13 protein-coding genes are annotated in these 12,772 nt (G+C 74.1%); all 13 read left to right on the forward strand.

The annotated features are described in order from the left end of the window. The first annotated feature begins 11 nt into the window (after positions 1 to 11). Complete coding sequence (locus AB0J76_RS30940; protein ID WP_352324725.1) at positions 12 to 983, forward strand: Gfo/Idh/MocA family oxidoreductase; 972 nt, start codon at positions 12 to 14, stop codon at positions 981 to 983. Continuing rightward, positions 980 to 1,822: a TIM barrel protein gene (locus AB0J76_RS30945; protein ID WP_352324726.1), complete on the forward strand. Its 843-nt coding sequence runs from the start codon at positions 980 to 982 to the stop codon at positions 1,820 to 1,822. Before AB0J76_RS30940 ends, AB0J76_RS30945 begins: the two co-directional genes overlap by 4 nt. Beyond that, a complete protein-coding gene (iolC, locus tag AB0J76_RS30950) occupies positions 1,819 to 2,784 on the forward strand; it encodes a 5-dehydro-2-deoxygluconokinase (protein WP_352324728.1) in 966 nt (321 codons plus the stop codon). The genes AB0J76_RS30945 and iolC overlap by 4 nt, the downstream gene beginning before the upstream one ends. Continuing rightward, positions 2,777 to 3,688, forward strand: a complete 912-nt coding sequence (locus tag AB0J76_RS30955) for a deoxyribose-phosphate aldolase (RefSeq protein ID WP_352324729.1) — start codon at positions 2,777 to 2,779, stop codon at positions 3,686 to 3,688. The genes iolC and AB0J76_RS30955 overlap by 8 nt, the downstream gene beginning before the upstream one ends. Continuing rightward, positions 3,685 to 5,523: a 3D-(3,5/4)-trihydroxycyclohexane-1,2-dione acylhydrolase (decyclizing) gene (iolD, locus tag AB0J76_RS30960; protein WP_352324730.1), complete on the forward strand. Its 1,839-nt coding sequence runs from the start codon at positions 3,685 to 3,687 to the stop codon at positions 5,521 to 5,523. The genes AB0J76_RS30955 and iolD overlap by 4 nt, the downstream gene beginning before the upstream one ends. Then, positions 5,523 to 6,503: an inorganic phosphate transporter gene (locus AB0J76_RS30965; RefSeq protein WP_352324731.1), complete on the forward strand. Its 981-nt coding sequence runs from the start codon at positions 5,523 to 5,525 to the stop codon at positions 6,501 to 6,503. Before iolD ends, AB0J76_RS30965 begins: the two co-directional genes overlap by 1 nt. Continuing rightward, positions 6,500 to 7,153, forward strand: a complete 654-nt coding sequence (locus AB0J76_RS30970) for a DUF47 family protein (protein WP_352324732.1) — start codon at positions 6,500 to 6,502, stop codon at positions 7,151 to 7,153. Before AB0J76_RS30965 ends, AB0J76_RS30970 begins: the two co-directional genes overlap by 4 nt. A gap of 20 nt (positions 7,154 to 7,173) precedes the next feature. Further along, on the forward strand, positions 7,174 to 9,000 hold the full coding sequence (locus AB0J76_RS30975; RefSeq protein ID WP_352324733.1) for an iron ABC transporter permease: 1,827 nt from the start codon (positions 7,174 to 7,176) through the stop codon (positions 8,998 to 9,000). After that, positions 9,001 to 10,098 (forward strand): ABC transporter ATP-binding protein, encoded by a 1,098-nt coding sequence (locus AB0J76_RS30980; protein ID WP_352324735.1) that lies wholly within the window; start codon positions 9,001 to 9,003, stop codon positions 10,096 to 10,098. It abuts the gene before it with no gap. Continuing rightward, complete coding sequence (locus tag AB0J76_RS30985; protein WP_352324737.1) at positions 10,095 to 10,859, forward strand: HAD-IA family hydrolase; 765 nt, start codon at positions 10,095 to 10,097, stop codon at positions 10,857 to 10,859. Before AB0J76_RS30980 ends, AB0J76_RS30985 begins: the two co-directional genes overlap by 4 nt. Then, positions 10,850 to 11,701 carry an inositol monophosphatase gene (locus AB0J76_RS30990; protein WP_352324738.1) on the forward strand — a complete coding sequence of 284 codons (852 nt, stop codon included), beginning with the start codon at positions 10,850 to 10,852 and terminating at the stop codon, positions 11,699 to 11,701. Before AB0J76_RS30985 ends, AB0J76_RS30990 begins: the two co-directional genes overlap by 10 nt. Further along, positions 11,698 to 12,480: a Cof-type HAD-IIB family hydrolase gene (locus tag AB0J76_RS30995; protein ID WP_364391343.1), complete on the forward strand. Its 783-nt coding sequence runs from the start codon at positions 11,698 to 11,700 to the stop codon at positions 12,478 to 12,480. Before AB0J76_RS30990 ends, AB0J76_RS30995 begins: the two co-directional genes overlap by 4 nt. Next, on the forward strand, positions 12,477 to 12,772 hold a 296-nt coding region (locus tag AB0J76_RS31000), incomplete at its 3' end, for an aldehyde dehydrogenase family protein (protein ID WP_364391346.1). The genes AB0J76_RS30995 and AB0J76_RS31000, both read left to right, overlap by 4 nt.

Below are 12,772 nucleotides of genomic sequence, written 5' to 3' on the forward strand. Positions count from 1 at the left end.
GAGGAGCGATCATGCGTGTGGGTCTGCTGGGCCTTGGACGTATAGGCATGTTCCATGCCACAACCCTGTCCGCCTTGGTTGACGAGCTCGTCGTGTCCGACGTGGACACGGCGAGGGCGGAGGAGGTGGCCCGGCGGCTCGGCGCCCGTACCGGCGATCCCTTCGACGCGGACGCGGTGGTGCTCGCGACGCCGACCTCCGCCCACGCCGAGGGCCTGCTGAGGGCGTGCGAGCGGGGAGTGCCGGCGTTCTGCGAGAAACCGGCCGCGCCGACCGTCAAGGAGACGCTGCGGGTGGCCGAGGCCGTCGAACGGGCCGGGATCGGCGTGCACATCGGCTTCCAGCGCCGCTTCGACGCCGGCTACCGGGCCGCCCGCGAGGCGCTGCTGGCGGGCGAGCTCGGCGAGCTGCACCGCGTGCACATGCTGACCGGCGACCCGGCGCCGCCGCCCGCCGAGTACGTCGCCCAGTCCGGCGGCATCTTCCGCGACTGCCACATCCACGACTTCGACATCCTGCGCTGGGTCACCGGCCGCGAGGCGGACGTCGTGCAGGCGGTCGGCGCCAACCGCGGCGATCCGTACTTCGCCGCCGCCGAGGACGTCGACAACAGCGCCGCCCTGATCGTCATGGACGACGGCACGCTGGTCACCCTGCAGGGCTCCCGCTACAACGGCGCCGGTTACGACGTGCGCATGGAGCTGGCCGGCACGCTCGGCACCCGCGCCGTCGGGCTCGGCGACCGCACCCCGCTGCGCTCGGCCGAGGGCCTGAGCCCCGGCGGGCCGCCGTGGCCGGACTTCCAGACCAGGTTCGAGGACGCCTACGTCGCCGAGATGGGCGCGTTCCTGTCGATGGCCAGGGGCGAGAGCGAGAGCCCCTGCACCGTCCGCGACGCCCTGGCCGCGCTCTACCTGGCCGAGGCCGCCGACCTGGCGCGCCGCGAGGGCCGTCCGGTGCGCGTGCTGGAGGTGGCCAAGTGAGGATCGCCGCCGCACCCATCTCCTGGGGCGTGTGCGAGGTGCCCGGATGGGGACACCAGCTCACCGCCGACCGCGTGCTCGCCGAGATGGCCGAGCTCGGCCTGACCGCCACCGAGCTGGGCCCCGAGGGCTTCCTGCCCGCCGACCGCGACCTGCTCGGCCGGTACGGGCTGCGCGCCGTGGGCGGATTCGTCCCCGCGGTCCTGCACGACCCCGCCCACGACCCGCTGCCCGCCCTCCGCGCCACCTGGAACGCCTTCGACCCGGACGTGGTCGTCGTGCTGGCCGCCGCCACCGGCGCCGACGGCTACGACGCCCGTCCCGAGCTGGACGACACCGGCTGGCGCACCCTGCTCGGCAACCTCGACCGCGCCTTCCACGAGGCCAAGGGCGACGGCCGCGCGCTCACCCTGCACCCCCACGTCGGCACCATGGTCGAGACCGGCCAGGAGGTGGACCGGGTGCTCGGCGGCAGCGCCGTCCCGCTCTGCCTGGACACCGGGCACCTGCTCATCGGCGGCGGCGACCCGCTGGAGCTGGTCACCCGCGTCCCCGAGCGCATCGCCCACGTGCACCTGAAGGACGTCGACGCCGCGCTCGCCGCCCGCGTCCGGGCCGGTGAGCTGACCTACACCGACGCCGTCCGCGCCGGGATCTACCGCCGGCTCGGCCGCGGCGACGTGGACGTCCGCGGCATCGTCGACCGCCTGACCGCCGCCGGCTACGACGGCTGGTACGTCATGGAGCAGGACGTCGTCCTCGACGCCGAGCCCCCGGCGGGCGCCGGCCCGGCCGACGACGTGCGGGCGGGCGTGGCGTTCCTGCGGGGCCTGGCGTGAGCGCCCTCGACGTGCTGACGATGGGCCGGGTCGGCGTGGACGTCTACCCGCTCCAGACCGGCGTGTCACTGCGGCACGTGGAGACGTTCGGCAAGTACCTGGGCGGCAGCCCCACCAACGTGGCCGTGGCCGCCGCCCGCCTGGGCCGCTCCAGCGCGGTGATCACGCGGACCGGCGACGACCCGTTCGGCGCGTTCGTCCGCGACGCGCTGCGCTCCTACGGCGTGGACGACCGCCTGGTCGGCGCCGTGCCCGGCCGGCCGACGCCGGTCACGTTCTGCGAGATCAGGCCGCCGGACGACTTCCCGCTCTACTTCTACCGCCAGGACGCGCCCGACCTGGAGATCGCGCCCGGCGACCTCGACCTGGCGGCCGTCACCGGGGCCCGGCTGTTCTGGGCCACCGTGACCGGCCTGTCGGCCGAGCCGTCCCACGCCGCCCACCTGGCCGCCTGGCAGGCCCGCGGGCGCGCCCGGCACACCGTGCTCGACCTGGACTACCGGCCCATGTTCTGGGCCGACGCGGCCACCGCCCGCGAGCGGGTGCGGGAGGCGCTGGCGCACGTCACCGTCGCGGCCGGCAACCTCGACGAGGTCGAGGTGGCCACCGGCACCCGCGACCCGCGCGCGGCCGGCGAGAGCCTGCTGGCGGCGGGCGTCGAGCTGGCCATCGTCAAACAGGGCGCGGACGGCGTGCTCGGCATGACCGCCACGGAGACAGTACGGGTGCCGCCCGTCCCGGTCGAGGTGGTCAACGGGCTCGGCGCCGGCGACGCCTTCGGCGGCGCGCTCTGCCACGGCCTGCTCGAAGGCTGGCCGCTGGAACGCACCCTGCGCTTCGCCAACGCCGCGGGCGCGATCGTCGCCGGGCGCCTGGCCTGCGCACCCGCGATGCCCACGGCGGACGAGGTCGAGGCCGTCCTGTCCGCCACCCTCTCGGAAGGAGCCGTCACGCATGCGTGAGCAGGACTACCGCCGGCTGCTCGACCAGCGCGCCTGGCAGCCGGAGCGCGTCGCCGAGGCGGCGGCCGCCCGCCGGCGCAGGCCCCTCAGGAACGGCAGGGAGCAGCTGCTCATCATCGCGGCCGACCATCCGGCCCGCGGCGCGCTCGGCGTGGCCGGCCACCCGATGGCCATGCGCAGCCGCGCCGACCTGCTCGACCGGCTCATGACCGCCCTGGCCAGGCCCGGCGTGGACGGCCTGCTGGCCACCCCCGACATCGTCGAGGACCTGCTGCTGCTCGGCGCGCTCGACGACAAGATCGTCATCGGCTCGATGAACCGCGGCGGCGTGCACGGCTCGGTGTTCGAGTTCGACGACCGCTTCACCGCCTACGACGCCCCCACCATCGCCGCGATGGGCCTGGACGGCGGCAAGATGTTGTGCCGGATCGCGCTGGAGGACAGCGCCACCGCCGCCACTCTGGCCAGCTGCGGCCAGGCCGTCACCGACCTGGCCAGGCACGGCCTGATGGCGATGGTCGAGCCGTTCTGGTCCAGGCGGCAGGACGGCGTGGTGCGGCACGACCTGTCGCCCGAGGCCGTGATCCACGCCATCAGCGTCGGCCAGGGCCTCGGCGCGACCTCCGCCCGCACCTGGCTGAAGATCCCGGTCGTGCCGGAGATGGAACGCGTCGTGGAGTCCACCACCCTGCCCGTGCTGCTGCTGGGCGGCGACTCCGGCCAGGACGCCGGCGAGATGTACGACTCCTGGCGCAAGGCGCTGCGCCTGCCCGGCGTGCGCGGCCTGGTGGTCGGCCGGGCGCTGCTCTACCCGCCCGACGGGGACGTGGGCGCCGCCGTGGACACCGCGCTCGGCCTGCTGGAGGGCGGCGTGCCCGATCTCGTGCAAGGAGGTGCCTCATGAGGCTGACCACGGCTCAGGCGCTGACCCGCTTCCTGGCCGCCCAGTGGTCGGAGCGCGACGGCGTCGAGCAGCGGCTGATCGCCGGCGTGCTCGGGATCTTCGGCCACGGCAACGTCGCGGGCGTCGGCCAGGCGCTGGCCGAGCAGGGCGCGGGCACGGGCGACGCGCTGCCGTACTATCTGGCCCGCAACGAGCAGGCCATGGTGCACACGGCCGTCGGCTACGCCCGCACCCGCGCGCGGCTGTCCACCTTCGCCTGCACGACGTCCATCGGGCCCGGCGCCACCAACCTGGTCACCGGCGCGGCGCTGGCCACCATCAACCGGGTGCCGGTGCTGCTGCTGCCCGGCGACGTCTTCGCCACCCGCGCCCCCGGCACGGTGCTGCAGGAGCTGGAGGACCCCCGGTCCTACGACGTGTCGGTCAACGACTCGCTGCGCCCGGTGTCGCGCTTCTTCGACCGGATCAACCGGCCCGAGCAGCTTCCCGCCGCGCTGCTGGCGGCGATGCGGGTGCTCACCGACCCCGCCGAGACGGGCGCGGTCACGCTCGCGCTGCCACAGGACGTGCAGGCCGAGGCGTACGACTGGCCCGAGGAGCTGTTCGCCAGGCGGGTCTGGCACGTTCCCCGCCCGGTCCCGGAGCCGGCCGCGCTGGCCAGGGCGAAGGAGCTGCTGCGCGGCTCCCGCAGGCCGCTGATCGTGGCCGGCGGCGGGGTCAGGTACAGCGGGGCGTGGGCGGAGCTGACCCGCTTCGCCGAGAACCACGGCGTGCCGGTGGGCGAGACGCAGGCGGGCAAGGGCGCGCTGCCCTACGACCACCCCTGCGCGGCCGGCGCGATCGGCCACACCGGCACCGACGCGGCCAACACCCTGGCCCGCGAGGCCGACCTGGTCATCGGCGTCGGCACCCGCTACACCGACTTCACCACCGCCTCCAGGACGCTGTTCGGGCAGGCCGCCTTCCTCAACGTCAACGTCACCGCCTTCGACGCGGCCAAGAACGCGGGCGCCACGCTCGTCGCCGACGCCCGCGAGGCCCTGCGCGCCCTCGACGACGTGGACTGGCGGGCCGACCCCGAGTGGACCCACCGGGCCGCCGCCCTGGCCGCCGCCTGGCAGTCGGAGATCGGCCACACCTACGCGGGCCCCGAGCTCACCCAGCCCGTCCTGCTCGGCATCGTCAACGAGGTCGCGGAAGGCGGCGTGGTGGTCAACGCGGCCGGCTCGATGCCGGGCGACCTGCACCGCCTCTGGCGGCCCGCCGACCCCGAGCAGTACCACGTCGAGTACGGCTACTCGTGCATGGGCTACGAGATCGCCGGCGGCCTCGGGGTGAAGCTGGCCGCGCCGGACCGCGAGGTGTTCGTGCTGGTCGGCGACGGGTCGTACCTGATGATGGCGCAGGAGATCGCGACCGCCGTGCAGGAGCGGATCAAGCTGGTGATCGTCCTGGTGGACAACCGGGGCTTCGCCTCCATCGGCAACCTCAGCGAGTCGGTGGGCGCCCGGCGGCTCGGCACCGCGTACCGCACCCGCGGGCCCGGCGGCGAGCTGGACGGCGAGCCCCTGCCGGTGGACCTCGCCGCCAACGCCGCCAGCCTGGGCGCCGACGTGCTGCGCGCCGACGGCCCCGAGTCACTGCGGGCCGCCCTGGTCAAGGCCAAGGAGTCGGCCAGGACCACCGTCGTGTACGTCGAGCCCGTCCCCGGCGGCGGCCCCGGCGCGCAGGCCTGGTGGGACGTGCCGGTCGCGCAGGTGTCCGGCCTGCCCGAGGTCAGGGCCGCGCGCGAGCGCTACGACGAGGCCAAGCGCGACCAGCGGCTCTACCTCTGATGGGCTGGACGCTGGCCTTCGCCGCGGTGGCCGTCCTGTTCGTGCTGATCAGCGGGGCCAACGACGGCGCCACGCTGATCGGCCTCGGCCTGCGCTTCCCGCGCACGCCCGGCTGGCTGGCCGCCGCGCTGCTGGTGTCGGTCCTGTTCGCCGGGCCGTACGTGCTGGGCGTAGCGGTCGCGCGGACCTTCACCGAAGGGCTCGCGGGGCTCGACTCGGGCAGCGGCGCGGCCGTGTTCCTGGCCGGCGTGGTGATCGCCGTCGTGGTGGTGGCGGCGCTGACCGGCAAAGGGCTGCCCACCAGCCTGACGCTGGCGGTGATCGGCGGCATCGCGGGCGCCGGGCTCGGCGCCGGGCTGCCGGTGGCCTGGCCGAGCCTGGTCACCGTCCTGGCGATCGGGGCGTGCGCGCCGCTGGTCGGGCTGGTGCTCGGCTACCTGCTGGGCACCGCGTCGCGGCGGGTGCCGTCCTCGCGCCGGATGCCGGGGCTGGTGCTGGCCGCCCACCTGGTGGCGTACGCGGCCCAGTGCCTGGCCTACGCCGTCAACGACGGCCAGAAGATGATCGCCGTGGTGAGCGTCGCCGTGGACGTGGGCCGCAACGGGCTCGGCCGGGTCGGGCCCGTCCAGCTCGCGCCCGGGTGGATGGCCGTGCTGGTGGCGCTGTTCCTCGCCGGGGCGCTGACCACGCTGCCCCGGGTGGGCGGGCGGGTCGGCCGCGGCCTGGTCATCACCCGGCCGCTGCACGTGCTGTCGGCCGAGACGGCGGCCACCGGCGCCGTCCTCGGCAGCTCGGCCCTGGGCAGCCCGGTGAGCATGACCCAGTCCGTGACCGCCGGGGTCGTCGGCGTGGTGGCAAGCGAAGGAAGCAGGAGGGTGCGATGGCAAGGAGTGCTGAACATGGGTACGGCGTGGCTGGTCACGCTGCCGTCGTCCATGGCCCTGGGCGCCCTGGCCGGGCTCGGCCTGAGGCTGCTGTGAGCGGCGGACGGCCCCGCCGGCTCGCCCGCGCCTGGGACGAGCTGCGCGGCCGGTCCGGACGGCGGGTGATCGACCTCATCCGCGGCCAGGTCGCCGTGGCCAGGGAGGGCGCCGTGCTGGCCCGCTCTGCCGCCTCGGGCACGACCGGCCAGGCCGCCGCCCGCGCCCGCATGGCCGAGGTCGAGCACGAGGGCGACGCCGCCCGCGCCGAGCTCGTCCGGGCGCTGAGACGGGTGCTGGCCACCCCCATCGACCGGGAGGACCTGTTCCGGCTCTCCCGCTCGATCGACGACGTGCTGGACCAGTTACGCGACTTCGTCCGCGAGGCCGACCTGTTCGGGCCCGCCGACCTGACCTTCGCCGCCGAGCCGCTGGGCGCCGTCATCGACGGCCTGGACCAGCTCGAACAGGCCCTGCTGAAGATCACCGGCGATCCCGGCTCGGTCACCGTGGCCGTGCTCGCCACCCGCAAGTCCCGCAGCCGCGTCCGCCAGCTCCACCAGGCCCGGCTCACCGAGCTGTTCGCCGGCCCGCTGGACATGGACACCCTGCGCGAACGCGAACTGCTCTCCCGCCTGGACGCCGTGGGCCGCCGGCTCGGCGAGGCCGCCGACGCCCTCGCCGACGCCATGCTCAAACGAAGCCACTGAAAACCCCCCGAAGGAAGACCATGGCTGTTCTGACCAAGACGGAGCCGCCGCCTCGCCCGCCGAGACGGCGCCGACTCCGCTACCGCCTGCAGGTCCTGCGGCACGACCCGACCGCCGCGCTCGGCCTGATCCTCGTCGTCCTGCTCGCCTACCTCGTCGTCGCCCCGCTGATCGCGGTCCTGTCGGACGCCTTCCGCCTTCAGTTCGGCGATGAGCTGCACGCCGGCCAGCAGCCGGGCGAGTGGACCGGCTACTACCTGTGGCGGGTCTTCCGCTCCCAGATCAGCGGCCTGCTGTTCTGGGGCCCGCTGGTCAACACGCTGGTCGTCGCGGTCGGCACCGTGCTGTTCGCGCTGCTGCTCGGCGGCGGGATGGCCTGGCTGGTGACGCGTACCAACGTGCCCGGCCGCAAGTGGCTGGCCGGGGCGCTGGTGGTGCCGTACATGCTGCCGTCGTGGACGTTCTCGCTGGCCTGGCTGACGCTGTTCAAGAACGAGCGGGCCGGCGGGCAGGTGGGCTTCCTGGAGTCGGCCGGCGTGCGCACCCCCGACTGGCTGGCCTACGGCCCGCTGCCGATCATCGTCACGCTCGGGCTGCACTACTACCCGTTCGTGCTGCTGCTGGTCGGCAACGCGCTGCGCAGGATCGACGTGCAGCTGGAGGACTCGGCCCGGATCCTCGGGGCGCCGCGGCGGGTCGTCGTGCGGCGGATCGTGGTGCCGCTGATGCTGCCCGCGCTCTCCTCGGCCGTGCTGCTCGTGGTCGGGCGGGTGCTCGGCACGTTCGGCACCCCGTACGTGCTCGGCCTGCCCGCCGACTACCAGGTGCTGTCCACCGGCCTGTTCCAGTCGATCAGGGACCGCAGCACCGGCGTGGCCTCCGTGCTCGCCACCGTCATCGTGATCATCGGGGTGCTGATCGTCTTCACCGACATGCGGCTGATGCGCGAGCAGCGCAGGTTCGTCACCGTCGGCGGCAAGGGCGCGATGGACCGGCTGGGCGACCTGCGCGGCTGGCGCTGGCCCGCGTTCGCGCTCGGCGCGGTGGTCTTCGTGGTCAGCGTGCTGATCCCGGTGCTCACGCTGCTGCTGTCCACGCTCACCCGCACGCCGCTGGACCTGTCGACCCTGACGCTCGACTACTGGATCGCCGACCGGCTGCCCGGCGCGGTCGGGTTCCCGCACGGCATCCTGCGCGGCTCCGAGCTGTGGCAGGCCGCCTGGAACTCGCTGCGCATCGTCGGCCTGGCCTCGCTGATCTGCGCGGTCGCCGGCCTGCTCATCGGGTACGTCGTCGTCCGCGGCACCGCGCCGCGCATCGCCGGGTTCCTGCGCCAGGTGTCGTTCCTGCCGTACCTCATCCCCGGCATCGCCTTCGCCGCCGCCTCGCTGTCGCTGTTCGCCGTCGCCCGCGGGCCCGTCCCGGCGCTGTACGGGACGACGTTCCTGCTGATCCTGGTCATGGCGGTGACGCACCTGCCGTACAGCTCGCGCTCGGGCATCGCGGCGATGATGCAGCTCGGCCGGGAGCCGGAGGAGGCCGCGCAGATCGCCGGGGCGTCCTGGTGGCACCGGATGCGGCGGATCATCTTCCCGATCCAGAAGGGCGCCCTGGTCACCGGCATCGTGTTGCCGTTCATCTCGGGGCTGAAGGAGCTCAGCATCGTCGTGATGCTGACCACCACCGGCACCCAGCTTCTCACGACGCTCTCCATCGGCCTGGTCGACTACGGATACACGCAGCTCGCCAACGGCGTCGTCCTCATGATCGCTTTGCTCTCCTTCACCATGACTTCCCTGACCCAGCGGCTGACCAAGAGCAGCCTGGCGTCCGGCCTAGGAGGATAGATGCCGAACATCACCCTGAGCGCAGTCTCCAAGAGCTACGGCGGCGGCGACTACGCGGTGAAGAACCTCGACCTCGTGGTCCCCGACGGCGCCTTCATGTGCCTGCTCGGCCCCTCCGGCTGCGGCAAGACCACCACGTTGCGCATGATCGCCGGCCTCGAACAGCCCACCGCGGGCAGCATCGCCGTCGGCGACCGCGTCCTGGACTCCGTCGAGCAGGGGGTCTACGTCCCGCCCGAGAAGCGGGCGATGGGGCTGGTGTTCCAGAACTACGCGCTGTGGCCGCACCTGTCCGTGCGCGACAACGTGGAGTTCGGGCTGCGCATGCGCAAGGTGCCCGCCCCCGAGCGGCGCTCGCGGGCCGAGGCCGCGCTGAAGATGGTGCACGTCGACGCCGCCATGGACCGCTACCCGTCCCAGCTGTCCGGCGGCCAGCAGCAGCGGGTCGCGCTGGCCAGGATGCTCGCGGTCAACCCGTCCGTGCTGCTGCTGGACGAGCCGCTGTCCAACCTGGACGCCCGGCTGCGGCTGGAGATGCGGGCCGAGCTCAAGCGCATCCACGAGGAGTCCGGCGCGACGATCGTCTTCGTCACCCACGACCAGCTCGAAGCCCTCACCATGGCCACCGACGTCGCCGTCATGAACGAGGGCGAGCTGCAGCAGCTCGCCGCGCCCATGGAGATGTACGAGCGGCCCGCCAACCGGTTCGTCGCCGAGTTCGTCGGCAGCCCGCCGATGGCCATCGTGGACGCCGGTCCGGCGCCCGGCGGGCTGGCCGGATCCCTGCTGCGGTTCGTCGAGGCGCGCGGCTCGGGGGTCACCCCCTCCGCCGTCGGCATCCGGCCAGAGGCGCTGCGGCTCGGCACGCCGCCCGCCGCCGCCTGGAGCGAGGAGGCGCTGGTCGAGGCCGTGCTGCCGGCCGGCTCCTCCTGGACGGTACGGCTGCGCGTCCTGGACACCGAGCTGTTCGCCCTGTCGTACACGCCGGTGCGGGCCGCGCCCGGCGACGTGCTGCCCTGCTGGACCGAGCAGCTCCACCTGTTCGGCGCGGACGGCGCCCGCATCTCCTCCTGGGACCGGGCGGAGGTGACCGCGTGATCCGCCCCAAGGCGCTGCTCCTGGACTTCGGCGGCGTGATCGTCGAGACGGCCAAACGCCCGTCCTGGGCGGCCGAGCTGGCCGCCGAGGTGCACGCCATGCTGGCCAGGACCGGGTTCGACGGCCTGACGGCCGAGGACGTCGAGAGCGACATCCGGGCCGGGGCGCGGGCCGACAAGTACTGGAAGGACTCCACGTCCCGGCAGTTCGCGCCCGAGGAGATGACCCACCGCCGGTTCTGGGCCGAGTTCGTCGCCACCGACTGGCCCGAGCAGGCCCGCACGCTGGTCACCGTCGAGGCGACGCCCCTGTGCAAGCGCATGGGCGAGCTGCGCAGCGACCGGAAGCTGCGCACCGGCATGGCCGAGCTGCTGAACGCCTGCCTGCGCAACGGCGTCGTCCCCGCCGTCGTCAGCAACGCGCTGTGCGGGGCCGTGCACCGCGACTACCTGGCCGGGACCGGGCTGGAGCACCTGTTCGCGGCGCAGGTCTACAGCGACGAGGTCGGCGTGCGCAAGCCGAACCCCGAGATGATCCTGCTCGCCTGCCGCGCCCTCGGCGTGGACCCGGCCGACGCCTGGTACGTCGGCGACAACTACGACCGGGACGTGATCTGCGGCGCCCGGGCCGGGGCGGGGGCGACCGTCCTGATGGTCTCCGCGAGCACCGACAAGATCCCGTACCGGGTGCGGCAGAGCCCTCAGGCCACGGTCGAGGACCCCCGCGCCCTGCTGACCCTCCTGGAGGAGACATGGACGTGAACACCTCTCGCGAACTGGCCGCCATCGCGGCCGAGGCGGCCAGGGCGGTCGGCGACCGGCTGCGCGGCGCCTTCCGCTCACGTCCCGAGATCCAGACCAAGCGCGACTTCCACGACCCGGTGACCGAGCACGACAAGGCGGCCGAGGAGGGCATCCGCGAGGTGCTCGACCGGCTCTGCCCCGACAGCGTGGTGGTCGGCGAGGAGGGCGGCACCAGGGGACAGGGCGCCATCAGCTGGTACGTCGACCCCATCGACGGCACCGCCAACTTCGCCGTCGGCCTGCCGTTCTTCTGCACCTCGATCGCCGCGGCCGTGGACGGCGAGGTGGTGGCCGGGGTGATCTACGACCCGGTGCGCGACGACGAGTTCACCGCCTGGCTCGGCGGGGCCGTCTGCAACGGCGAGCCGCTGCGCAGCGCGGGCGCCCGCACCGACCGCGAGGCGGTGCTGCTGTCCAGCTATCCCACGCCGCGCGACCTGGCCGAGGACGAGGAGGGCGCGCTGCGCCGCTTCTCCAGGATGACCCAGTCGTTCGCGACGATCCGCCGTCCGGGCAGCGCCGCGCTCAAGCTCGCCCATGTCGCCGCCGGCTGGTCCGACGTCGCGTACGGCACCCGCGTCAACGCCTGGGACGTCGCGGCCGGGTCCCTGCTGGTCAGGCAGGCCGGCGGCGTCTACCTCCCGCTGTCGGGCAGCATCTTCGAGCCGGGCGGCTACCTGGCCTGCGTCGGCGGGTTCGACCTGGCCTCCTCGGTGCTGGCCGACGTGGCCGACGGGGCCGCCGGGGCCGACGGGGGCGCCGGGGCCGTCGGCGTCGCCGGGGCGGGGAGCGCGACGTGATCCGCTGGATCGTGACCGACCTCGACGGCACGCTCGTCGGGCGCGACCTGGCCATGGTGCCCGCCGCCCGGGACGCGCTGCGCCGCTACCGGGCCGCGGGCGGCGAGGTCGTCATCGCGACCGGCCGCATGGAACGCTCGGCCCGCCCTTACTACGACGAGCTGGGCCTGGACGGCCCGGCCATCCTCTACAACGGCGCCCGCACCGTGAACCTGGCGACCGGCGAGGTGCTGCGCTCCCGCCACCTGCCCGCCACCGCCTGGAAGACGCTGCTCGGCCTGTTCGGCGAACTGCCCGCGGGCGTGTACCCGGTGGCGTTCTCCGGCGGGGCGGCGCTGGCCGTGGACGACGTCCCGGAGCTGCGGGACTACGCCCGGCGCGACGGCATCACGCTGCGCGACCCCGGCGACTGGGCGGCGCTGCCCCCCGACGGGATCACCAAGTGCATGCTGATCGGCGACCGGCTGCCGGACCTGGACATCGCGGGCACGGTCACCGTCCGGTCGGAGGCGACGTACCTGGAGGTGCTGCCGGAGGGCGCGACCAAGGGCAGCGCCCTGCGCGAGCTGGCGCAGGCCCGGGGGGTGCCGCTGGAGCAGGTCGCCGCCATCGGCGACAACCCCAACGACATCGACATGATCCAGGCCGCCGGCCTGGGCATCGCGGTCGGCGACGGCCATCCCGACGTCCTGTCGGCCGCGGACGTGGTCTCGCGTCCCTGCGCCGAGGGCGCGCTCGTGGACGCGGTGGAACTGGCACTGGGAGAGGGAGAACGGTGAAGTCGGTCAAGCACTGGATCAACGGCGCCCTGACGGACGGCGGCGACCGCACGGCGGAGATCTTCGACCCGGCCACGGGTGAGGTCAGCGGTCACGTGGCGCTGGCGTCGGCGGCCGACGTGGACGCCGCGGTCGCCGCGGCGGTGGCGGCCTTCCCGGCGTGGCGCGACGCCTCGCTGATCAAGCGCGGCCGGGTGCTGTTCCGGTTCCGTGAGCTGATGTACGCCCATCGGGACGAGCTGGCCGCGTTGATCTCGGCCGAGCACGGCAAGGTGCATGCGGACGCGCTGGG

Source organism: Nonomuraea sp. NPDC049624, assembly GCF_040675255.1.
Taxonomy (GTDB): domain Bacteria; phylum Actinomycetota; class Actinomycetes; order Streptosporangiales; family Streptosporangiaceae; genus Nonomuraea.